Below are 23,388 nucleotides of genomic sequence, written 5' to 3'. Positions count from 1 at the left end.
TATGGCCAAGACTGCCCTGCAATTTCGTCACAACAGCAGCGATGTCGCCATCTTCGTTGACGGCGGAACCAACCTGCTCGTGGCGCTTCGCGAATTGATCGGCGACATGACGCCGAAGTTCGGCTGCGGACAAGGGGGCTGCGGCACGTGCAGCGTCCTGATCGACGGCGAACTCCATCTCTCCTGTCTGACGCTGGCCGAGACCGTCGCCGGCCGCTCCGTCGAGACGCTGGATAGCCTGAAGCAGGGACCCAACCTCCATCCGCTGCAACGCGCCTTCGCCGAGAATTTTGCCGCCCAGTGCGGCTATTGCACGCCGGGCATGCTGATGGCGGCCAAGGCGTTGCTCGACCGCAATCCCTCTCCGAGTCGCGCCGAAGTCGTCGAGGCGATCTCCGGCAACATCTGCCGCTGCACCGGCTACGAGCCGATCATCAACGCCATCCTCGCCGCCTCCGGCGGCCGGGCAAGCGCCTAAGGGACCAGACCATGCTGGAATTGCGCAAGGACATTTTCGCCGACGAGCGCGACGACAATCTCAAGGAGATCGGCAAGGGCACCCAGCGCCAGGACATGCTCGGCCATGTCACGGGCACGTCGAGCTATTTCAACGACCACAAGCTCCAGGGCATGCTGCACCTGAAAGTCGTCCGCTCGACCCATTCGCATGCAAGAATCCGGAGAATCGACACCGCGGACGCCGAACGCTCAGCCGGCGTGCGCCGGATCATCCGCGGCTCCGACGTGCCCCGCAATCTCAACACGCTCTTGAGCCTGATCAATTTCGGCAAGGACGACGAACCGTCGCTGGCCATCGACAAGGTCCGCTACAAGGGTGAACCGATCCTGGCCATCGTCGCCGACAGCGAGCGCGAGGCCTTCGAGGCGATCGCGAAGGTGCGGATCGACTATGAGCCCCTGCCGGCCGTGTTCGACGTCGAAGATGCGCTGAAGGCCGGCGCGCCGATCGTCAACGATACTTATCCGAAGAATGCCTTCATTTACCACGACGTTTATGACCACCAGAAACTCCGCTTCGGCGACGCCGATGCCGCCCTCGCGACCGCCGATCACGTGCTCGAACAGCGCTACCAGATGTCGCCTATCGAGCACGCGCCGACCGAAACCAACGGATCGATCGCGGCGCCCGACACCAACGGCCGCTATGTCGTCTATACGTCGACGCAGGCGCTGTTCTTCTCGGTTGACACCTGCGCCAAGATCCTCGACGTCCCCTCCAACACCTTTCATTTCATTGGCGGCACCGTCGGCGGGGGCTTTGGCGGCAAGGTGGACACGCTGACCGAACCTTTATGCATCCTGGGCGCGATGCTGACGGGACGTCCCGTGCGCTACGTGTTCGGACGCGAAGAGGAGATGCAATATGGCCCGCCGCGCGGCGCCGAGCGCATCTACATCAAGGACGGCGTGATGCGCGACGGCCGTGTCGTCGCTCGCAAGATCCGGACATATTTCGACAGCGGCGCATATACGCGGCTCTCGAGCTATGCCGCAGTGAAATGCGCAGCCCACCTGCCCGGCCCCTACACTATCCCGAACGTCTATGGCGACGTCTACTGCGTCTTCACCAACCGCACGCCGGCGACCGCAATGCGCGGCTTCGGCGTCACTGCAATGGATTTTGCGATCGAGTGCCAGATGGACAAGCTGGCGCATCTCGTCAGCATGGATCCGATGGAGTTCCGCATCCTCAACGCCTATCGAGACGGCGACATGAAGGCCCATCGGCGCGAGGCCAAGAACACGGCGCTGATCGAGTGCGTCCAGGTCGCGGCCGAGAAAGCCAAATGGCCGATCCGCGACGAGTTCAAGCGCGCCTCCTCCCGCAAGGACGGGGGCGGCAGTCGGGCCGCCATCCCGCGGACGCCTGCCGACACCAACGCGGGGACAACCGCGCCGGCGCAGCAGCGCACGAGCTATGATCGCCTGCCGACGGCCGCGTCGCGCGAACCACCGCGCGAGCCGCCACCACCCGCACCGCCGCCGTCACCGCGACCGGCGTCGCCCTCGCATGGAGCGGGCCGGTTCTCATCCGTGTTCGGCACCAGGAGACGTTGAGATGACCCGACATCGCGGACGCGGCATCGCATCGATCAATTATCCCATCGGCATGAACCTCGGTGGCGATCCCAGCCAGGCCCTGGTCCATTCCAATCCAAGCGGCAAGTTCACCGTGGCGCTGTCGTCGATCGACCTCGGCCAGGGCATGAAGTCGGTGACGCGGCAGATCTGCGCAGAGACGCTCGGCGTGCCCGTCGAGGACGTCTATGTCGACACCGCCGATTCCGACACGGGCCCGCATTGCATGGGCTCGTTCGCCTCGCGCGGCACCCATCGCGTCGGCAATGCCGTGATGGCGGCGGCGCGCGAGGCGCGCGGCGTGATGATGGAGGCCGCCGCCGAGGAGCTCGAGGTCAATGCCGCCGATCTCGAAACCGACGGGCGTGGCAACATCCACGTCAAGGGCGCACCGCACCGCTCGATCTCCACCAAGGAGGTCGCCATCGCCGCGCAGTTCAAACAGGGCAAGACTATCGCGGGCCGCGGCATCTTCCTGGTGCCGCTATCCAACGTCGATCCCGAGACTGGCGAGATGTCGCCGGCAACCTGCTACGCCCATGCCTGTCTTGTCGCCGAGGTCGAGGTCGACGACGAGACCGGCGAGGTCACGATGATCCGCATGGACTCTGCCTACGAACTCGGCCGTGCGCTCAATCCGCGCCTGGTCGAGCAACAGCTCGTCGGTGGCGCCTGGATGGGCGTCAGTCACGCGCTCTACGAGACGCCCGAACCCTATTATCCCGACCCAATCCACGGCCCTCGCGATTTCGTCGAATATGTCATGCCTGGCCCCGGCGACATCTGCCCGCACGACATCGCCGTGTTGGAACGCCCCGCTCCCGATGGCCCCTTCGGCGCCAAGGGCCCCGGCGAAATGTGCGCGAATCCCGTGTTGCCGGCCGTCGCGAACGCCATCTTCAACGCCGTCGGCGTCCGCATCGACGACCTGCCGATTACGCCGGAGAAAGTGCTGCGCGCGATCAAGGCCGAGGGCGGCGCACGCCCTCAGGCGCGGCGCTGAGGTTTCAATGGCCGTCCGCAGCAACATCGTCGGCATCGATAGCCCCGAGGCACTGGAGAAGGCGCTTCGGGCGGCCTATTACCTCGCCGACGAGGGACTGGCGACCGCAGCCTATCTCGGTCTGGCACTCGGCAAGCCATTACTGCTCGAAGGTGCGCCGGGCGTCGGCAAGACCGAGGCCGCCAAAGCCATTGCCGCTGTCCTCGGTCGCCGGCTGATCCGCCTGCAATGCTACGAAGGCATCGACGCGTCCGCCGCGCTGTACGAATGGAACTATCCGCGCCAGATGCTCGCCATCCGCCAGGCCGGCGATGAGAGCATCGATATCTACGGCGAAGCGTTTCTGATCGAGCGGCCGATGCTGGCGACGCTGCGCGCGCCCGACTCGACTGTGCTGCTGATCGACGAAATCGATCGCGCCGACCAGGAGTTCGAAGCCTTTCTCCTCGAATTCCTGTCCGACTTCCAGATCTCGATCCCGGAGCGCGGTACGGTACGCGCCTCGGAGCGCCCGGTCGTCGTCCTTACCTCAAACCGCACGCGGGATCTTCATGAGGCCTTGCGGAGACGCTGCGTCTATCACTGGATCGACTATCCTTCCGCCGAGCGCGAAGCACGCATCGTGATGATGCGGGCCTCCAGCGTCGCCGAGGGGACCGCGCGGGCCGTCGTCGCGGCCGTCGAGAAGCTGCGACGCGAGCCGCTTAGCAAGGCGCCGGGGATCGCCGAGGCCGTCGACTGGGCTGAAGCCGCCACGCTGCTGCACAAGGGCGGCGCGCGCTGGCCCGATGCCTTCAGGCGTTCGATCGGCGTTGCGCTGAAAGACGAGGAGGATCTGCACTTCATTTCGCCGCGCCTCGACGCCCTGCTGGCGGAGGCCTCTGCATGAGCACCGAACCCGGACTGCCGCGCGCTGCGCGTGTCTTCATCTCCTTCGTAGGGTTGTTGCGAACGAACAGGTTTGCCGTCGCACCGGAACAGACGACCTCGTTCCTGGCCGCGATCCAGCTGCTCGGCCCACGCAGCCTGGAAGACATTCGGCAGGCAGCCCTCGCAACACTGGCGCCTCCGCCGGAACGTCGTGCCACGTTCGACCGGCTTTTCGATCTGCACTTTCGCGGAAACGAGGCAGTCGAGCGCGTCGATGACGGGGAGGACGACGAGACTGTTCGGCTGCAAGAGGAGGTCCGCGGAGACGATGAGCCGTTGATGTCGGACGAGGCCAACGAGTCCGGTCTCGCAGCTGCGCGCGCGGAAGCCCTGGTCGAGCGCCGCTTTGCGCAGCTCTCGACCACTGATGCGCTGCGCCGGCTGTCCCGTGAGGCGCCCAGGCGCCTGCCGAAGCGGCGCGGCCATCGCCGCATGCGGGCCCGCCGGGGGCCCTACGCCGATTTGCGCCGCACCCTGCGTGACTCTGTACGCAGCGACGGCGAAATCCTTCGGCTGGGGCGTTTGAAGCGTCGGCAGCGCCCACGCAAGGTGCTGCTCCTGATCGACGTCTCCGGCTCGATGAAGACCCGCACCGAAGAGAACATGAAGCTCGCGCACGCGCTGGTGCAGGCGGCGCCCAATGTCGAGGTCTTCACCTTCGGCACGCGGCTGACCCGGATCACCCGCCCGTTACGTCTCAGGCGCCGCGAGCAGGCGCTCAACGCCGCAGCCTATCTGGTCAGCGACTGGGACGGCGGCACCCGAATCGGCGACGCGCTTCAGGCCTTTCTCGCCATACCCCGCTTCGGCGGATATGCGCGCGGCGCCGCCGTGATCATCGTTTCCGACGGTCTGGAGCGGGGCGAACCCGATGCGCTGCGCGATGCGGTAGCGAAACTGTCGCGCCGTGCGTGGCGCGTGAGCTGGCTGACGCCGCTCGCGGCCGGTCCCGGCTTTCGTCCGCAGACCGAAGCGCTGGTCGCAATCGAACGGTTCGTCGACGACCTCGTCGACGGCGGATCGAGCGCGTCGATCGTCGCGCATGTGCTGGCGCTGGGACAAAGGAGAGTTGCGTGACCGACATCGTCGATGGGCACCATCATATCTGGCGCCAGGCCGACCTGCCCTGGCTGGTCGGTTCGATGCAGCCGCGCATCTTCGGACCATATGAGCCGATTCGACGCGATTACCCGATCGAGGAATATCTCGGCGACCTCAAAGGCAGCGGCGTCACCCGCTCGGTCTATGTCCAGACCAACTGGTCCAATGACCGCTTCGAGGACGAGGCCGCTTGGGTGCAGCAGACCGCCGAGGCGCACGGCTGGCCGCATGCCATCGTGGCTTACGCCGATTTCTCAGTGGACGACGTGCGTCCGCAACTCGACCGCCTGAAGCGCTATTCCCTCGTACGCGGCGTCCGCATGCAACTTCATTGGCACGAGAACCCGCTTTATCGCTTTGCGGCCCGCCCCGATCTCTGCACCGATCCCGTGGTACGGCGCAACATCGCCCGCCTTGCGGACTATGGTTTGAGTTTTGACCTCCAGGTGTTCACGCCGCAGATGCCGGACGCCGCACACCTTGCGGAAGCCTGTCCCAAAGTGACCTTTATCCTCCAGCACGCCGGCATGCTGGAGAACCTTTCACCCTCAGGTCGCGCGGCGTGGCGCGCCGGGATGGCCCGCCTCGCCGCCTGCCCGAACGTCGTGTCGAAACTGTCGGGGCTCGGAACCTTCATCCACCGCAACGATCCCGCACATATCGCATCCGTCCTGACCGACACGATTGCGATCTTCGGCGCCGAACGCTGCTTGTTCGGCTCTAATTTTCCAATCGAGAAATTGTGGACCAGTTATCGCGAGCTGATCGATGCGTTCCGTGCCGCCGCAGCGCCGCTGCGAGATGATCAGCGCGAAGCCATTTTCAAGACAACCGCCATGCGCGTCTATCGGCTCTGAGCGCCGAGGAAACGAACGAGAACGGACACAGGGAGGGACAGAATGCCGCTGGAAATCAAGATCCTGGACTATGGCGATATCGAGCTGGAATCGAGCTTTCTGGTTCTCGGCCACGACTGCGGCCGCACCCGCCGTGTCCTCACCCTCGGCTTCCTGATCCTCGGCGGCAAATATCCGGTCGTGGTAGATACGGGTTACCGCTCCAACCAGATCATGGAAACGCTGGGGATGCGCGGCCTGCAGTATCACGAGCACATGATCGAGAACCAGCTTGCGCGGCACGGCGTGCGCATGGGCGATGTGCGCTTCGTCTGCCACACCCATCTGCATATCGACCACGCCGGCAAGGACGATCTGTTCCCGATGAACACGACCGTCGTCGTCAACCGCCGCGAGCTCGAGTATTCCGTGTCCGGCCTGATGCATCCGCAATATCCGGCGCCGGACATCAAGCATCTGATCGACCGTCTGCACACCAAGAGCGCGCTGCGCTTTCTCGACCTCGAGATCACGGGTCCCATCGAGCTGATGCCGGGCGTCTACTGCGACGCAGCGAATGCGCACACCGAGGGCTCGATGAACATCATCGTCGAGACCGCCGACGGCATTGCTACCATCTGCGGCGACGTCATCTATGACTTCAACGACCAGATCGTGACGCCTTTCAACGAGATCCACGACTGGGAGCCGCGCACCACGGGCAATCACGGCACCACCAAGCGCGCCGAGAAGGCCGCCATCAAAAAGCTGCTCAGCAATTCGCGCTATCTGCTGCCGGTCCACGACCGTCCCGCCAAGATCGAGGGCGGCAACGTCGTCGGCCGGCTGCACGACCAGGTCCCCGGACCGATCGTGCAGTCTGTGCCCCAGCGCAACTGGTTTCCGGCCTAGACACCAGAGGATGGACGATGACGCACGTCACCTTGCGCTCCGAATTCGAGACCCTGATCGACCCCTACGCGCCGGTCGCGCAGGTCGGCACCGGTTTTGACTTCACGGAGGGACCGATCTGGCATCCGGTCGATCATTATCTGCTGTTTTCGGACATGCCGGGCGACGTGCGCCGGCGCTGGGATGCGCGGCGCGGCATCGCCGAAGTCAAACGGCCGTCGAACAAATGCAACGGCATGACCTATGACGCCGAGCTCAATTTGATCGTTTGCGAGCACGCGACATCGTCGTTGATCCGCGAGCGGCCGGACGGACGGCGCGAGGTGCTGGCCTCGCACTTTGGGGGACAGGAACTCAACAGCCCCAACGACGTCTGCGTGCACTCCTCCGGCGCGATCTATTTCTCTGATCCCTGGTATGGCCGCATGCCGGTCTATGGCGTCGAGCGGCCGAGGCAGCTCGGCTTCCAGGGCGTTTATCGCGTCGTGCCCGGCGCCGACCCGAAGTTGGTCGTTGACCGCAATCTATTCGACCAGCCGAACGGGCTGTGCTTCTCGCCCGACGAGAAACTGCTCTATGTCAACGACACCGTGCAGGCACTGATCCGCGTATTCGACGTCAACGGCGACGGCTCGCTGTCTGGTGCGCGTGTGTTCGCGAGCGGCATCCGCTCCGAGCTCGAGCCCGGCTTGCCCGACGGCATGAAGTGCGACCAGCACGGCAATGTCTGGGTCACTGCACCCGGCGGGATCTGGGTCTATTCGCCGCGGAGCGAGCTGCTCGGCAAGCTCCGCGTGCCTGAACTGGTCGCCAACCTCGCCTGGGGCGGGCCGGATTTCCGCACCCTCTATCTGACTTCGACGCATTCGGTCTACGCGATCCCGACCAAGGTCGGCCCGCGTCATGAGCCCTATATGAGCGGACGGCGGAGTGGCAGCGGTACAGGCACTGGCACCGCGCCAGCAGCGCCGATCGTGGCCGACAGCGAGATGCAGCTCGACCCGCGACGCTGTGCCATGATCATCCAGGATCTCCAGAACGACGTCATCATGGACGGCGGCGCATTCGCCGATTCCGGCGCACCAGGTCACGCGAAGCAGCAGCAAGTCGTCGAAAACGTCCGGCGTCTTGCGGAAGCTGCGCGGGCCCGCGGCGTCGCTATCATCCATGTCTGGTTCGTGGTCGAAGCCGGCGCGCCCGGCGTGACGCTGAATGCGCCGCTGTTCGAGGGTCTCGTCGACAGCAAGGCGATGGTGCGCGGAAGCTGGGGGGCCGCGCCGGTGTCAGGTCTCGAGCCACGGCCTGGCGATTTCGTGGTCGAGAAGGTGCGAATGAGCGCCTGGGAGGGCACGCGGCTCGAAACGATCCTGAAAGCCACCGGCCGCGACATGATCATCAACACCGGCGCCTGGACCAACATGTCGGTCGAGCACACGGCACGGACCGGTGCCGACAAGGGCTACTTCATGGTGGTTCCTGAGGATTGCTGCTCCACCATGAACGCCGATTGGCACGCTGCATCGATCAACTTCGCCATGCAAAACGTTGCCGTCGTGACCAAGGCCGATGCAGTCATCAAAGCGCTGGGATGAGCGGTGGCAAAGCTCCTGCACCTGTCCTGCTCGCCCCGCAGCGACTCATGGTCGAGCGCCGGCGCACACGTCTTCGTTGACGGCTTTCGCCGGGTACGGCCCGATTGGGACGTGGATGTCATGGATCTCTGGCGGGAGCGGCTGCCGGAATTTTCAGGCCCTATCGTCGAGGCCAAATATGCACGGATGAAGGCGGAAGCCTTCAACGACGCGCAGCGGGACAGCTTTGCGGAGGCCGAGCGTGTGGCGCTCCGCTTGGCGCTTGCCGATCGGGTGCTGATCTCGACTCCCATGTGGAACTTCAGCATTCCCTATAAGCTCAAGCAATGGTTCGACGTTATCGTCCAGCCCGGGCTCACCTTCCGATTCGACCCATCCCTGGGATATATCCCGTTGCTGAAGGACCGGCCAACCATCGTCATCATCGCCAGTGGCAGCGATTTCGCCACCGGAATGAACCGCGGTCGCATCGACATGGCAACGCCGTACCTGCGCGAAATTTTGCGTTTTGTCGGGATCAGCAATGTCCGTTTCGTACCGATCGGGCCAACCATCGGACCGCTACAGCCCATCGAGGCTTCCCGCGAACGAGCCCATCAACGCCTGGCCGCAATGGCCGCGAGGTTCTGATGCACTCCGCAAGCGAACTCTAAGTCAGGGCAGATTGTCGCGCAGGAAAATATCGATGCGGATACGCTCCTGATCAGGGCTGATGTTCATGAGTGCAACCGCCAAATGGCGAAAGATCATCAAGGCCGCCGGAATCGAGCCGCAATAATCCGGCGAAGATTCCGTCCGGGCGCCGCTACTTTGCCAGGCGGAATTTCCCGCCTTCCACCTTGATCAGAAAGGCGGAGCGTTCGTCGTAGCCGTTGTGATCGGCCTTGCTCATGTTCGACAGCCCATTGTTGAGATAGATGTTCTGCCCGCGCTCGAGCGCGTCCCGCAGAGCCGCGCGAAATTCGGTTGTGCCGGGCTTTGCCGTCTTCAGCGCATCCGGTGCAGCTCTTCCAATCAGCGCGACGACATCCCAAAGGTGGGCAGCGAACATGTTGGGCTTTTGCCCGTTCGCCGCTTCATACGCGGTCACGAATTCCTCCGTCGAGCGACGGAACGGATCTCCTGTGGGAAGATCGGCAGCAATGGTAAAGGCCTCGCCTGCAAATACGGCACCTTCGACGTTCGCGCCCCCGAGCTTGATGAACTCCTCACTGGCCACGCCGTGTGTTTGAAATATCTTCCCAGCGTATCCGCGCTCGCGGAGCGCCTGCTGCGGCAAGACCGCCGGAGTTCCTGCGGAAGCAATGAAGACGGCATCGGGATTGGTCGACATCACCTTGAGCGCCTGACCGGTGACGCTCGTGTCTGCGCGCGCATAGACCTCATGTGTGGTCACGGTCAGACCCAGAGCGGGCGCGAGGCGGCTCACCTCCTTGTAGTAGCCTTCGCCGTACCCATCCGAAACGCCGATATAGCCGAGCGTCTTCACGCCCGATTTCGCGATATGCTTGAGGATGGCGGCCGCCATGAGGTCATCATTGGGAACGACCTTGAAGGCCCAGGCGCGCTTCTCGTCCATCGGTTGAACTATCGCGGTAGCGGCGGCGAGCGCCAGCAGCGGCGTCTTCGATTCGAGCGCGATATCCAGCATCGGCATGGTCACCGGGGTCAGCGAGGAGCCGACCAGCACGTCGACCTTGTCCTGGATCACGAGGCGGCGTGCGTTCTGAACCCCTTTGGTCGAATCTGATTCGTCGTCCAGGGTGATATAGGTGACCTTCTCTCCAGCGATCTCTTTCGGAAGAGCTGCAACCGTCTTGAGCTGCGGCTGCCCCAGCGCGGATCCCGGGCCGCTTGCCGAGATCACAACTCCAATTTTAATCTCCGCGTTCGCCGTATTTCCATAAAGGACGCATGCCACAAGAATCGAAGCTCGCGCGAAACCGATCTTCATGTCCTGTTTCCTCCTCGTCCGCTTTCGTCCGACATACGCGCTTGCTCCTGCGGTCCTGAGCAACCGGGCGGACCACCGTAAGCGGACCGGAGGAACGTGTCTGTCCCTAGCGTTAGGGACAAGACATCGGTGCCCGAGCGTCTGCGCAGGCTTCGGACGCACGGCCGCGCTCTCGCGACGCATGGCGCCCGAGCTTTGCTTCATCGCTTCACCCTCTTGTCCAGGAGGGCGCAGGGAAGGCCGGGTGCCGGCTGGCACCCGCGGTCCGCTGCGCGAAAGTGTAGCGCAAGGAAACCGCACAGCAGCATACAGGTGTAGCCAAATCACTCGGCCTTCCCTGCGCAGTGGCTTTACGGCGTATGCCGTGCTCTCCCGGGAGCCGAGTTCCTGTTGGCCTCCCTCGCCTTCACGAAAGTCGCGGACACCGCGCCGGTTGACGCGAATGCCGCCTCCGCCAAGGCTTGACCGTAGCAACGACGGCCAGGACCACACGGTTTTGCCGTACGCACGGCTCGCTTGTCGCCACCGGTTTCGACGACGTTGTGCACGTTGCCGCCGACCTGATGACGAGACGAACCTGACAGCGCCGCTCGTCGGCACGAAGTTCTGGGCTCACGGAGAGCAATCCGCCCTGCCCGCACTTTCGCGCCCGACGCTGCCGCGTCCACCGCAAGCCCGGCCCTACGGCCATCACGACACATGGTCGCCCCTCAAGGGTGAGCCGGGATGGGCGACACATACGCCATTTCCGAATTTCGGTAAAGTGGAATATTTTTGCCGGAAGGGGTTGACGGGGTGCTGAGTGTTTTGCCCGACAGGTCTGAGCGCGACAATCGTTCCGCGAGGTGAATTGGTTCCGCTTGACGCAACCCACCTCGCCGAGCTGACTTTCTCACTGTCGCCTGAAGGCAATCGCGATCTGGCTGATATTTGCGGCAAGCTTGGAGGTGCAGCAAACTGTGCAGAAGAATCGGGCGCGCGATTTCAACGCGTTGGCGGCATCAAGGCGCGCAGGATGCCCGGCTTCCAGGCCTGACGTGCGCTGTCGAAGGCCGCGAAGTCGTGATCGAATTGCCAGTAGGCCCATGCCCAGCCAAGTCTGTCGGCGCTTCTCGCCACGAACGACAAATAGCGCTCGCGACTGTCGGATGGCGCACGCTCGTACACTCCGAACTCACCGAGATAAACCGGACGCTTCTCTTTCACCGCCCATACGCTCATCTTCTTGAAATCGGCGGTCGCCTTCGCTTCGTCGTCCGGGCTGCCCCAATCCAGGGGCCCGATCCGCGAAAACGTCGGAGACCAGGGCGCGCCCTGATGGGTGAACCGTATCGGCGCGTAATAATGGAACGTGACGATGAGATGCCTGTCGTCGGCCGGCAGAGCCAGTTCGTCGACCGGGATCTCATCCGTGTTGAGGACGGCGGCAATGACCGGCCGTTCGGGATTGGTGCGGCGGATGATGCCGAGACATTCGTTGAGGAGCGAATTCCAGCTGGCGGACGTCATTTCTCCACCAGGCTCATTCAAGACCTCAAAGACGAGCGCCGGATATTTGCCGGCATAGCGCTCGGCGATCTGCCGCCAGAACGCTCTGAGCTTCTCGCCGCATTCGGAAACGTCGCGTTGGCAAAGGTGGGTATCGTGCTCATCGACGATGGGAACGAGTTTCCTTGCAAGAACGTCCTCGATGACGGCGTCGAGCCGCCTCAGGACGATCTCGTCCAGGACATTCCCGGGGCCCATGAACTTGAAGCCGAAAAAATTGATCCTGACGTGCGAGAACCCGGCCTTCTTGATTGAGGTCAAATTGTTCAGGCGAAATGGCGCGTTTTGGCCACCTTCCCAGATTCCATCGTAGCCGAGAATGTTGATGCCGCGACCCAGTTTTGGCATATCGCGGGAGGCGGGCTGCTCGGCCCCATGGGCGTGGGACAACAGCGAAGTAAAGAAAAATGCCGTTGCTGCAAGATTGAAGCTTCTCGGCCAACGAGCGCGTACGGCAGTCATCCTGCATCCATTGGTAAAGACTGCAATTCCGTCGATTGCACCGGTCTGCACGTCGCGAAGAAAAACCCCACCAGGAGCACCGATGTGAACATCGTCGAGCGAAGGAATGTCGTCTCCGTGAAATTGGTCTGAAAGCTGAGGACGACGAATCCGATGATGAGAGCACAGTGCGATCGGTCGATCGTGCGTGCGGAAATGAGATGGAGGATCTTGTGCGAGAACAGCAGGACGCTCGCGGCAAATAGCGTGTACCCCAGAAATCCCGTTTCCATCAGGATCGCGATGTAGCCGCTGTGATAATTGTCGAGCACCCAGCCGTGGTTCTGTTCGAAATAATCGTAGATCGACGGGATCGTCCAGAAGCCGTTGATGCCGAAGCCGAGCAACGGCGCATCGTCAAAATGGCTTATCGCGTAGTGCCAGATGAAGGTCCGCTCGGTAAAATCGACACTCGCGTCGCCGATATGGATGGCGTCATATCCCGTCGCATAAAAATACAGGATCAGTAATCCGGCCAGAATGCACATGACGAAGGGCAGGAGCGCATAGAGCCTCATGCAGCCGACCGACCACATCGAGGTCACGAGCATTGCGCAAGCAGCCAGGGCGACAGCACCGGCGCCGCGCGATTCCGACGCGAGGACGCATGTTGACGCCAGCAGGAATATAACGAGGAAGGCCAGCCACCCCTGGCCCGTCATCTTCCGGTAGCAGGCAAGGAACATCAGATAGGCACCCACGAAACCAAGTGTCTGCTTGGATTCGTAGACGCCCTGCCATTGACCATTGTGCATCCAGCTGTGGTCGACCCCGATGTCGGGCACGGCGATCGCGCAGAAAGCCGATGCGGCGACCAGTATGAAAAGCCCATTGGCCGTGGTCCTCACGACCTCGTCCAGATCGACGCGCGTGACGAGACAGAATGCGCCGAACGTCGTCATCGCAAGCGCAGCGCTCTTCATGATCGCTGCGACGTTCAGGCTGGACCAGAACACCGAGACAACGGCGAAGCTGTAGAATGCGACCAGCGCCACCAGATCGGGATTGACCTGTAACCGCAGACGCGGCTGCACGAATGCACTAGCGTAGATCAGGACACCCCACATCAGAATGGCTATGGCCTGCTGCAGAAAGCTCAGCTCCGCCGGCAGCAGCCCGGCGTTGAAGATGCCCATCGATGCGACCACGTTGACGGTGATCGACCAGCTGATCGCCGCCCTGGCAATCCTCTCAGCGCCAACGCTGCGCGTCTTCCAGATCGCGCTCCCGGATGCCCCGGAATCCACCTCGGTGTACAGGCTGGCCATGAAACGACCTTCCTTAAGCGCGGTTAATTATTTGCTAGCGCAGGTCGATCTCCGCGCCACGAGGCCGCTCGGGCGCGAAATTTAAGGATTTGGTAACGATACGAACGTTGCTCGAAGCATTAATGCAAATCACACGCCGCCGGTGTCTCACCCGTAACGACCCTGCTATAAAGCACAGATCCGGCTCGATCGTCCCGAGCTATCTGGTTTTCCCTGGCTGCGCATGAACAGACCTAGCAACACGTTCGACATCGCCATCGAGCAGGGATTCGACTTCCTGTCGCCGGACTATGCGAAGCTGTTTGAAAACTCGGCCGCCACCGCGTTCCAGCATCCGCTCTGGCTGGATACCCTCTACACCAGGCTCGCGTCTCATGCAGGCGCAACTCCCCTGGTTGTCGCGGTCCGCCACCGCCCGACGGGCACCCTTGCGATGGTGCTGCCCTTGCTGCGGGTCCGGCGCGGCCCGATACGGACCGTCGAATTCGCCGACCTCCGCGTCTCCGACTATCTGGCGCCGGTGTGCAGCCCGCAGGTATTTTCCGAGCTGCTCAAGGACGAGAGTGCCTGCGCAGAAATCCGCTGCCTCGTCCGCCCGTTCGATCTGCTGCGAATGGCCAAGCTGCCAGACGGACGGCTTCCGATCGAGAACCTCCTGGCTACGCCCCGCCGCGTCGCGATGGACTCCAATGCCTACGCGAGCGTTCTGGTCGCGCCGTTCGAGCAATGGCGCGCCAGTGCGATGGATCGCTCCTATCAGAAGGAGCTCGCAAAAAAATCGAGGCAGCTCCAGAAGAAGGGCGACTTGAGTTTTTCATGCTGCAACGACGGCGCCTCCGTGATCGAGGCGCTGGACGTGATGAGGAAATTGCGCGGTCCGCGCTTTCAGGCACAAGGCGACGGAGACCTGCTCCAGCGCCCGGAATATTACGGCTTCTATTCCGAAATGGCGCTCCGCGGTCTCGGCTCCCTTGTCCGGCTTTATGCCATGAAGATGGACGGCGACGTGATCGCCGCCGTGCTCGGACTCTGCCATCAAGGCAGCTTCCTTGTCATCATGAGCGCCTTCGACATTGCCGGATACAAGAGCCAGTCCTTGGGCGCGCTGATGTTCGAGCAAGTGGCGAGGGATTGCATCGAGCGCGGGGATCGGATGCTCGATTTCACCATCGGTGACGAACCCTACAAGAAACTGTTCGGCGCGCAGCCTTCGCCGATGTGGGCGGTCACACAGGCGGGCAGCACCGTGGGCGCCATATCCTTGTTCGCCCTGAAACAGGCGCCCTGGCTGAAACTCGCCGCCAAGCGAATGTCGGAGTTCAGGCTCCTGCCGACCCGCACCTCGACGCCCACGCGCTGACCAGCGCGAGGTGCCGACAGGGTGCGGCTCTCAGGCGCGTAGCGCGCTTCGAACATGCGCGAGCCAGCCCGGCCGCATTTGATCGACCCGGTGGGTGAGACTGCGGCGCAGGAAGTGCAGCCGCCGCCGCACGTCCCAACCGATATCGTTGCGGGACGTCAGGGCCTGGCGGAAGCGCGCCATCTTCAGTGACTGCTGGTCCGCCGCGACTTTGTCGGGATCGGAATAGAACTCCGAAATCTTCTCCTTGCTCATGCCCTCGGTCTTGAGCCAACGCGGCGCATATTCGGTGCACAGGCGATCGACGTCCACCAGCAGCCGGGCAACGCCCGTGCCGGCGGCGGGGCAATTGGTCTGGAACGCATCGCCGATGAGCACGACGCCGGGCTGGAGATGTCCTTCCACGATGGACAGGTCCATCACCCAATTCTGCACCCGGTCGGTCACGTGAAAATCGCCAAGGTAAGGCCGCAATCCCGGCAGCAGGCGCAATACCGTCGCTTCAGGTTCGCGGCGTAGCTCGCGCATGATCGGATCGGCCGGGTCGCGGAACATGAAAAGGTTTGCGCGCATACCGGCACGCACGGGAAACAGGCTGAGATAATCGATGCCGTCCGCCGTGCGCTCGCCATAACAGGTCAGCGCTTCGAAATCGAACGGCGCTTCGTCCCGGCGGGCGATCGTGAAGCCGAACGAAACCGAATGGCGCTCGGCCAGCACGCGCCGCTTGATGCCGAGCTTGTAGCCGAGAACGCCCGCCATGCCCGTAGCCAGAACGACGAGACGCGCGTCGAGGCGCCTTCCGGAAGCGAGCTCGATATGCTGGATATCTTCGCTACAATTGACTGCAGTGACTTCGTCGACGATCAGGCTCGACGGATCAGGCAGTTGGCTGCGCGCCATGGCAACGAGATCGGCGTAGGGAAGCCCGTAAGCTTGGCCGACGCTGACATCGACCACCTTGCCTTCCCTGATATTGAGCACCTGATCATATCGGCAGGCCACGCGGTCGAGCGCATCGAGGAAACCCAGCTTGCGCAACATGACCAGCTGATGGCCGCCGATTTTCTCGACCCGAAACTCGTCCGGATAGACCGCGCGCTTGTCGACGAGAGCGACACGATGCCCTGCCCGCGCGAGCACCGCTGCCGCAAGCGATCCCGCCAGGCCGCCGCCGACGATCGCGATGTCGGCGACGATCGTCGCGGTCGCAGATCCAGCGCTCGGCTCGGTCAACTTGCTATCCAGCGTCATGGTCCAGGCTCCCACGGTCAACGATGGTTGCACGTGCAATTCTCTCGCCTGATGTCGCATCGCAGGACCAAACGCGATCATTTCTCGATATCTCGGTTAATGAAGCAGAGGGCTGCCCGGCTTGACGATATCCGGCACGCACCTTGCTGAGGATGCCCTGCAAACTTCGGTCTCCGGCAACTCGGCGTCCATTCCAGGCGAGCCAGTCCGCATTCAAACGGCTCATCTCGCCTTCATTGACCGTCGATGCGGCGCTATGCCGCCACGCGATCGGGCCGGGCTTTGCTTGATCTGGGACAGTTGGGTCAGCGATGTTCCATAGTGAAGCAGCCGGCATAGCCGCGACATCGCCGCGGCCGGCACGCGCATCGAGCCGCCCATTAACACTCGCGGTTTTTCGGCATGCTAGGCTTTCGGCTGTATCGGAAATGTCTCTCCAGGGGGAGTTACCCCTTAAATTCCCATGATCGATTCCATCGTCCAGTTCATGCGGCGCGACGTGACGCGCGGTGTTGCCGGAACCATCCTCCTCAAGGTTGGTAGCGGTGCGCTTGCGTTTGCGTTGTTCTCGCTGGCGGCACGAACGATGTCGCCCGATGGGTTCGGCATCTTTGCGACCTGGCTTTCGGTGGCCCAGATGGCGGCCGTCGTCGGGCTGGTCGGCCAGGAATCGCTGCTGGTGCGATTTCTGAACGAGTATCGGGTGGGAAATCAGCCCGATCTCACCAAAGGCGTTCTGCTATCGAGCCTCAGGATTTCCTCCGTCGCAATGCTGATTGCGATCGGCGCAACCGCGATCGGCGCGAACATCAGAGGCGATTCGTGGCTGCTGATCATCGCGGTGTCGGCCTACATCGCTGTGAATGCAGGACTGATGCTTGGCAGCCAGATCGCTCGCTCGCTGGTCAGCATTCTCATGGGAGAAGGAAACAGGGAGTTCTTCTGGCGCGTCAGCGTCGTGCTGTTTCTGCTCGCAATCATGTCCGGCCATCGGCAGCTCGATCCCGCCGAATTGATCGCCGTGATGACGATTGCCATGTCGGTCGGGCTGGTCGCGCAGACCATCGCGATTGCGCGAGCCCTGCCGGATTTCCGCGGCACGGCGGTGCGTTCCGAGACGTCGCGCTGGAGATCGAGCGCGCGCCATTTCTGGGTCGCGTCCATCCTGGAAGCAGCGAACCAGTATTTCGACGTCATTCTGGTCTACTGGATGCTGGACCCGGCAACCGCCGGAATTTATTTCGCCGCTTCGCGCCTGGCCAACATGTTCGCCATGCTGTCGGCCGCATTGTACAGTTTTGGCGCGCGGCGGCTCCCGTCACTGTACTTCAGCAAGAACCACGAGGAATTCGAGCGAACGTTACGGCTCATGGCGGAAGTGACCGCGCTGTGCGTGGTCAGCGGACTTCTCCTGGTCTGGGTTGGCGGTCCCCATCTTCTCAACCTGTTCGGGCCGCATTTCGCCGCGCAGCACTGGGTCCTGATCGTGCTCGCGATCGGGACGGCGTTCCAGGCGGCGGGCGGTCCATCTGCGGCGATCTTGCAGTTGATCGGCTATGAGCGCGAGTATGTCCCTGTCGTTGCCGCGAACGTGGCGTTGCGGCTGATCGGATTTCTCGTCCTCATTCCCTGGCTCGGCGTGCTTGGCGCAGCGATCTCGGCCACTGTGTCGCTCGCGCTCGCGACCATCGCCCTCAACATCCTCTGCCGCCGGCGAACCGGGGTCGATCCTTCGGTTCTGGGGCTTTTGCGCTTCTCGGCATCGAAGCGCGGCGCCTACGCGGTCCGCAGCGCGGAACCCGGCGAATAGACGTCTCCCTCAGTCAGGGCATTGCATGGCTCGGCAATCCGTTGCCGCGTGGCGTCAACCAGCCAGCCCCAGCACTTCGCCGCGACGGGACGCCGACGAGTCCGCCGGCACACGGTTGACGACGACGCCGGTCGGCACACCGACAAACCGGGAGAGCGCAGCAATAGCCCTGCGCATTGCGGCTGAATCGACCGCGTCTTCGCGAGCGACCAGGATGACAAGGTCGGCGTGATCCGCCAGCGCCGCCGCCTCCGGCTGCAAGGCCAGAGAGGTGGCGTGGACGACGATCAGATCGAACTCCGAACGAATATCGTCCGCGGGCTGTGGCTCGGGCTTCTTGCCGGCGCTCAGGAGCTCGTCGACGCTGCGAAAGTCCGCGGTGGTCATGCCGTCGGTCTGGCCGTTGGCGAGGCCAGCCCCGGCGCCGCCGAGGTCCGGCTCGACCCGGATCAGGACGCTCAGCTTCCCCGTGTTCACGGCCCATCGATTCAGCGACCGCGCGACGGTGTTGCCGCCGGCCTGCTTGCCGACCGACATCACGAGGACGACCTTGCCACGAGGCCCCGGCACCTTCTCCAGCCGCTCCAGCAGCGGACGCAGATGCGGACTGAGATCGAGTTCGGTCGTCGCGGAAACCGGCCCTTGCCAGATGTTTCTAGGGACTTCGCCGGGCGTCAGGTCGGGAATGCGAGCCCACACGGGCGGACGCGCCCAAGCCGCGGGCTGCCGCGGAGCCGGTTCGGACTCGCGGATATCAGGAGCGGATTTGTCCGATCCGCGTCCCGTGGCGGCGACGACCGCCGTCGATGTCAGCAGCGAACCGATCGCGAGAGCGGCGAGCAGCAAAGAGAGCGGTGGCAGGGTCGAGCGCAGCGGCGGAATGGCGGACGACGCAATCTTGGTCTGAGAGCTCTGCAACAGGCGCTGCTCGTTCGTTGTCTTGGAGCGCGAGAGGAACTGCTCGTAGATGTTTCTGTTGGCTTCGGCGTCGCGCTGCAGCTCCTGGAGCCGGACCAGAGCCTGACCGTCGACCAGAAGCTGCGATTCCGCCGCCTTCATCTGCCCTTCCAGCGCCTTCTGCTGCTCACGCTGGGCCTCGTATTCCGATTTTGCGGTGTCGACGCCCTTGGTCCGCTCGACCTCGATCTGCCTGTTCAGATCGGTCAATTGGCTGTACGACATGACAAGGTCGGGATGGCGATCGCCGAACACCGCCCGCTTCTGCGCAATCTGGTCATTGAGCGCCGACCGCTGTGCGCGCAGAGCGCTCAGGAGATCCTGCTTGACGGGGCTCTCGACATTCGCCTTCACGTCGCGCTGCGCCTGCTCGTAGCGGGCCTTCGCCTCTTCCGTCCGGGCGCGCGCAGCGGCAACCTGCTGCGACAGTTCGGTGACCCGCAATTGCTGGGTGGTGGAATCCTTGCCCGCGTTGACGATCCTGTGCTCGAGTTTGAACGTGGCCACGGCGTCCTCTGACGTCTTCAACCGTTCGTTCAATGATTTGAGCCGGCCACTGAGCCAGTCGGCGGCCTCGTCGGTCGCATCGGTGCGGCTGCGGCCCTGGCTGGCGACGAACGCCTCGGCGATCGCATTGGCGTAGTAGGCCGCCCGCTCCGGCCGGCTCGAGGTGAAGCGGATGGCGATGACATAGGTCAGTCCGCGACGGGAAATGTCGAGGCGGTTGCGGAATCTCTCGAGCAGGCGCGCGGGGTCGGTGTGTCCCCCGGAAATGTCTTCGTCGTCGCGAATCTTGAGCTGCTCGATCAGCGGCTTCAGAAAGCCGTCGGACTTCGCCACTTCGACCAGGCTTTGCAGCGCGGCGCTATCCTGCCCGATACCCGGCAGAACGTCCTGCTCCGTGGTCACGCGTTGCTCGCGGGGATCGACCACGACCAGCGCGGTCGCTGCGTACCGAACCGGAATCACCAGGAGAACGACGACGCCAAGGGCAAAAATCGCGACTGCGAACGTCAGGATGCGGCGAGCGTTGTCCTGCAAGAAGGAGAGCGCACCCGCGGCCGTGAGCGCACCGCCAGAGCGTGCGGCGGTTTCACGAGCCTCGCCGTTCGACGCATTTCGAGTCAGCCACGACGCGGCGACACCGGTCGATCCGGAACTTGTCGGGTCTGCACGGCGACCGAACGTCATGGATTTTACTCGGATTCAACTGGCGAACACTGTTCAGTGGCCTACTCCAACGTAAATATCTATGGTTAATCCGCGGTTACCCGCGCCTCATCCGACCATGACCAATTGGTTAACGCGCTCGCTTCATTTGGTTGGGAACCAGCGGAATTCTCTCGCGAACGGTGCCCATCCGGCAGGCCGCGCATTAACTCCGTTTATTGCTAGTCGGTGTCCGCGCGATGCCCGCATGGTAGCTACGGAGTCAAGAAGGTGAACATTTCGTTTCATCAATGGATCGGGATCCGTGCTCCATTACCAGCCAAACAAGGAGTTGGGCGAGACGGCTGCGACAGCACTCCCGCCGCCCGAGGGCAGCGGACGAAAGCTGCACGTGCTTCTCGTACAGACCCAGGCCGAGAACGCCGGTGCGCAGGAGATCTCGCGACTGCTTGGCGCCGGGCTGACCTCGCGGGGCTACCGGGTCACCAATCTGTTTTTCTTCCGCAAGTCGGATTCGTTCGATGAGCCGCCTGATACGGTCTATTGCGCATCGCACCGGCCGGGACATCCGCTGGCACTGCTGCAAACGCTGTGGACGCTCGGCCGCCATATCAGGGCCACCAGGCCCGACGCCGTTCTGACGTTTCAGCACTTCGGCAATGTCATCGGCGCCGGCGTGGCGCGCCTCGTCTGCCGTGCGCCCGTTATCGCCAATCAGGTTTCATCGGCGCTGTCGATGAGCTGGCCGGTCCGTGCGGCCGACATCGTCATGGGAAGCCTCGGCTTCTTCGACCGCATCACGCTCAACTCGCTGGACATGCAGCGCGAGTATTCGCGCTACCCGAGGGCTTATCGGTCGCGCATGGTGCATGTCCCGCACGGCTTCGACGACAAGGCCCTCACCCTGTCGAAGCAAGCTGCGCGACAGAAATTCAATCTGCCGCCGGATGCCGTCCTGCTCGGCTGCGCAGCAAGATTGCACCCGCACAAGCGGCTCGATGCGGCGATACGCCTGTTGCCGGATCAACCATCCTGGCACCTCGCACTCGCCGGCCAGGGAGCCGACGAGGCCCGGCTGACGCAGTTGGCGGATGAGTTGAATGTCTCGGACAGGCTGCATCTGCTCGGCGAAATCACCCCGCGGCAGATGGCGGAGTTTCTCGCCGCTCTCGACGTGTTTGTATTTCCGACCCAGGCAGAGACCTTCGGTCTGGCCGCTGTGGAGGCCGCGAACGCAGGCGTTCCCTCGGTCGTCACCGATCTTCCGGTCTTGCGCGAAGTGTTGTCCGTCGAAGGAAAGCCGACAGCGCTGTTCGTTGATGCCTCCGATCACACGAAGCTGTCGGCAGCCGTCTCCAGGCTGCTGACGGACCAACAACTGAGTGACGAACTGCGACAAAACGCCAAAGGCCTGAAGCTGCGCTATTCGGTGGATGCCATGGTGGACGAATACGTTCGAATTCTCGGCCAGGTCATTTGACCGGGTCGCATTGAAACGGATTGGCTCGACATGATCATCGAGTTTCGCTGTGAAACTGAGCATGCGCGGCGGTGGATGGGCCGCGAGACGCTGTCGGTCGACGGCCGGGATGTACCGGTTCAGATCGCATGGACGGCAACGGCCGAGCCGCGCCCCACCGGTCTCGACGCGCTGTTCGAGCTCGAACGTTTGGTGTTGCACAAGGGCAAGCACAGCGGCGCCGACAGGCTGAAGATCAGTCCGGAACGGATGCAGGCTCGCGCCGGCACGGCCGACATAATCGTCGATTTCACCGGCGCCGCGCGGGATCCGAACTGCTCCGCCCGGCAGTATCTCCGCCCGCTGTTCAACGGAGCCGCAGGCGAAAACGCAGCCCTTGCCGCCATTCTCGCCGGCGACCTGCCGGTGATCGAAATCGTGGACGAGGTCGACGGTGCAGTCCTCGATCGCGGCCACCCCTCCGCCGAAATCGCGGCCGGTCTGAGCGGCGGCCTCGAAACGGTCATGGCGCGAACCCTGACCATGGTTGCGGCCATCCTGTCGGGAAGGCCGCGCATCGTGCCGCAGCTGGCACGCCCGGCCCGAGCCGGCAACGGCCGCCCGCCAGCGGCGTACGTCGCGCGTGGCCTCGCCGTATCGATTGCCAAGGAGATCTATCGCCTCTGCTGCTATGCCCCGCATTGGCATGTCGGATGGCGCTTCAATGATGGCGCAGGCGTCTGGCAGACCGGAGATCTCTCCGGGCCCGGCTGGAACGTCCTTGCAGATCCCGGAAACCACTTCTACGCCGATCCCTTCCCGATCACCTGGCAGGGGCGAACATTCGTCTTCTTTGAAGACCTCGACCACCGGGTTGGAAAAGGCATCGTGTCGGCGATCGAGTTCAACGACGCCGGCCCGGTCGGAGAGGTCGTCCCCGTGCTGGAGGAGCCTTGGCACCTCTCATATCCGTTCCTCATCGAGGACGATGGTGCGTTGTGGATGATCCCGGAGAGTTCGACCAATGGGGACGTCGCCATCTACAAATGCGTTCGGTTTCCGGACAAATGGGAACGGCACGCGACGCTGCTTTCGGGCTTCGAACTGGCTGATGCGACGATCACGCGGCACAACGGCTTGAACTATCTGTTCGGGGCCTGGCGCGACGGCACCGGCGGGTACTCGGATTCGCTGGCGATCTATTACGCCGAGCACCTCATGGGCCCGTGGTTGCCGCATGCCAGCAACCCCGTCCTGATCGACCGCGCGAGCACGCGACCTGCGGGGAATTTCATTACCGTCAATGACCGATTGTGGCGACCGGTCCAGGATTGTGCTGGCGGATACGGGGCAGCGCTCGCCTTGGCGGAAATCGTCGAGTTGTCACCGACGACGTTCAAGCAGATCGTCCGCCACTCCCTGAGGCCCGGACCGGCCTGGCCCGGCAGGAAGCTGCACACCTTGAACCGCTGCGGCCGGCTCGAGGTGATCGACGGATCGCGTGTCCAACCCAAGACCCGTGCCTTCACGAGCAAATTTCCATCGCGCGTTTTGTCGCCGCGGACCAGCGCAAACTCGGCACACTGATCGATCGGCTCGCCAGTCAACTGCCGGATCATGGCGGTCGAAACTC

General features: G+C 63.2%; 18 protein-coding genes. 13 read left to right on the top strand and 5 right to left on the bottom strand.

The window, feature by feature from the left end:
* Nucleotide 1: 1 nt before the first annotated feature.
* The 9 genes from ABIB00_RS22180 to ABIB00_RS22140 are packed head-to-tail and all read left to right on the top strand — an operon-like array spanning nt 2 to nt 9,104.
* The gene (locus tag ABIB00_RS22180) at nt 2–478 is read left to right on the top strand and encodes a (2Fe-2S)-binding protein (RefSeq protein WP_354044079.1); all 477 of its coding nucleotides are present in this window, start codon (nt 2–4) and stop codon (nt 476–478) included.
* A gap of 11 nt (nt 479–489) precedes the next feature.
* Nucleotides 490–2,079 (top strand): xanthine dehydrogenase family protein molybdopterin-binding subunit, encoded by a 1,590-nt coding sequence (locus ABIB00_RS22175; RefSeq protein ID WP_354105855.1) that lies wholly within the window; start codon nt 490–492, stop codon nt 2,077–2,079.
* Between the two features lies 1 nt (nt 2,080).
* Nucleotides 2,081–3,103 carry a xanthine dehydrogenase family protein molybdopterin-binding subunit gene (locus tag ABIB00_RS22170; protein ID WP_354105854.1) on the top strand — a complete coding sequence of 341 codons (1,023 nt, stop codon included), beginning with the start codon at nt 2,081–2,083 and terminating at the stop codon, nt 3,101–3,103.
* 7 nt (nt 3,104–3,110) lie between these two features.
* Entirely contained in the window at nt 3,111–3,992 is an 882-nt protein-coding gene (locus ABIB00_RS22165; RefSeq protein ID WP_279659800.1) for an AAA family ATPase, read from the top strand.
* Nucleotides 3,989–5,110, top strand: a complete 1,122-nt coding sequence (locus tag ABIB00_RS22160; protein ID WP_354105853.1) for a vWA domain-containing protein — start codon at nt 3,989–3,991, stop codon at nt 5,108–5,110. The genes ABIB00_RS22165 and ABIB00_RS22160 overlap by 4 nt, the downstream gene beginning before the upstream one ends.
* Nucleotides 5,107–5,991: an amidohydrolase family protein gene (locus ABIB00_RS22155; protein WP_354105852.1), complete on the top strand. Its 885-nt coding sequence runs from the start codon at nt 5,107–5,109 to the stop codon at nt 5,989–5,991. The genes ABIB00_RS22160 and ABIB00_RS22155 overlap by 4 nt, the downstream gene beginning before the upstream one ends.
* Before the next feature lie 42 nt (nt 5,992–6,033).
* Entirely contained in the window at nt 6,034–6,882 is an 849-nt protein-coding gene (locus ABIB00_RS22150) for an MBL fold metallo-hydrolase (RefSeq protein ID WP_247340972.1), read from the top strand.
* Between the two features lie 17 nt (nt 6,883–6,899).
* Complete coding sequence (locus ABIB00_RS22145; RefSeq protein WP_247444870.1) at nt 6,900–8,474, top strand: isochorismatase family protein; 1,575 nt, start codon at nt 6,900–6,902, stop codon at nt 8,472–8,474.
* A gap of 3 nt (nt 8,475–8,477) precedes the next feature.
* Nucleotides 8,478–9,104, top strand: a complete 627-nt coding sequence (locus ABIB00_RS22140; protein WP_354105851.1) for an FMN-dependent NADH-azoreductase — start codon at nt 8,478–8,480, stop codon at nt 9,102–9,104.
* A 175-nt stretch (nt 9,105–9,279) separates the two neighbouring features.
* Here ABIB00_RS22140 and ABIB00_RS22135 read toward each other — a convergent pair whose 3' ends face one another.
* The 3 genes from ABIB00_RS22135 to ABIB00_RS22125 form a co-directional block, all read right to left on the bottom strand.
* Nucleotides 9,280–10,428 carry an ABC transporter substrate-binding protein gene (locus tag ABIB00_RS22135; RefSeq protein WP_354105850.1) on the bottom strand — a complete coding sequence of 383 codons (1,149 nt, stop codon included), beginning with the start codon at nt 10,426–10,428 and terminating at the stop codon, nt 9,280–9,282.
* Nucleotides 10,429–11,412: 984 nt separating this feature from the next.
* Nucleotides 11,413–12,438, bottom strand: coding sequence for a glycoside hydrolase family 5 protein (locus ABIB00_RS22130; protein WP_354105849.1), 1,026 nt, complete (start codon nt 12,436–12,438; stop codon nt 11,413–11,415).
* Nucleotides 12,435–13,745: an O-antigen ligase family protein gene (locus ABIB00_RS22125; RefSeq protein WP_354105848.1), complete on the bottom strand. Its 1,311-nt coding sequence runs from the start codon at nt 13,743–13,745 to the stop codon at nt 12,435–12,437. Before ABIB00_RS22125 ends, ABIB00_RS22130 begins: the two co-directional genes overlap by 4 nt.
* Before the next feature lie 223 nt (nt 13,746–13,968).
* Between ABIB00_RS22125 and ABIB00_RS22120 the strand changes: the two genes are divergently transcribed.
* Nucleotides 13,969–15,105 carry a GNAT family N-acetyltransferase gene (locus ABIB00_RS22120; protein ID WP_354105847.1) on the top strand — a complete coding sequence of 379 codons (1,137 nt, stop codon included), beginning with the start codon at nt 13,969–13,971 and terminating at the stop codon, nt 15,103–15,105.
* A gap of 30 nt (nt 15,106–15,135) precedes the next feature.
* Here the strand turns inward: ABIB00_RS22120 and ABIB00_RS22115 are convergent, their stop codons facing one another.
* Nucleotides 15,136–16,359, bottom strand: coding sequence for an FAD-dependent oxidoreductase (locus ABIB00_RS22115; protein WP_354105846.1), 1,224 nt, complete (start codon nt 16,357–16,359; stop codon nt 15,136–15,138).
* A gap of 463 nt (nt 16,360–16,822) precedes the next feature.
* Here ABIB00_RS22115 and ABIB00_RS22110 point away from each other — a divergent pair, with 463 nt between their 5' ends.
* A complete protein-coding gene (locus ABIB00_RS22110) occupies nt 16,823–18,169 on the top strand; it encodes a lipopolysaccharide biosynthesis protein (protein WP_354105845.1) in 1,347 nt (448 codons plus the stop codon).
* A 54-nt stretch (nt 18,170–18,223) separates the two neighbouring features.
* On the opposite strand, the gene ABIB00_RS22105 is transcribed toward ABIB00_RS22110, so the two are convergent.
* On the bottom strand, nt 18,224–20,317 hold the full coding sequence (locus ABIB00_RS22105) for a Wzz/FepE/Etk N-terminal domain-containing protein (protein WP_354105844.1): 2,094 nt from the start codon (nt 20,315–20,317) through the stop codon (nt 18,224–18,226).
* Nucleotides 20,318–20,600: 283 nt separating this feature from the next.
* Between ABIB00_RS22105 and ABIB00_RS22100 the strand changes: the two genes are divergently transcribed.
* Complete coding sequence (locus ABIB00_RS22100) at nt 20,601–21,776, top strand: glycosyltransferase family 4 protein (RefSeq protein WP_354105843.1); 1,176 nt, start codon at nt 20,601–20,603, stop codon at nt 21,774–21,776.
* Between the two features lie 30 nt (nt 21,777–21,806).
* Nucleotides 21,807–23,342 carry a glucosamine inositolphosphorylceramide transferase family protein gene (locus tag ABIB00_RS22095; RefSeq protein WP_354105842.1) on the top strand — a complete coding sequence of 512 codons (1,536 nt, stop codon included), beginning with the start codon at nt 21,807–21,809 and terminating at the stop codon, nt 23,340–23,342.
* The last annotated feature ends 46 nt before the right edge of the window (nt 23,343–23,388 follow it).

It is taken from the genome of Bradyrhizobium sp. LB14.3, assembly GCF_040547985.1.
GTDB lineage: Bacteria > Pseudomonadota > Alphaproteobacteria > Rhizobiales > Xanthobacteraceae > Bradyrhizobium.
The sequence above is the reverse complement of the archived record's forward strand: the minus strand, read 5'-3'. Positions and strand labels throughout refer to the sequence as shown.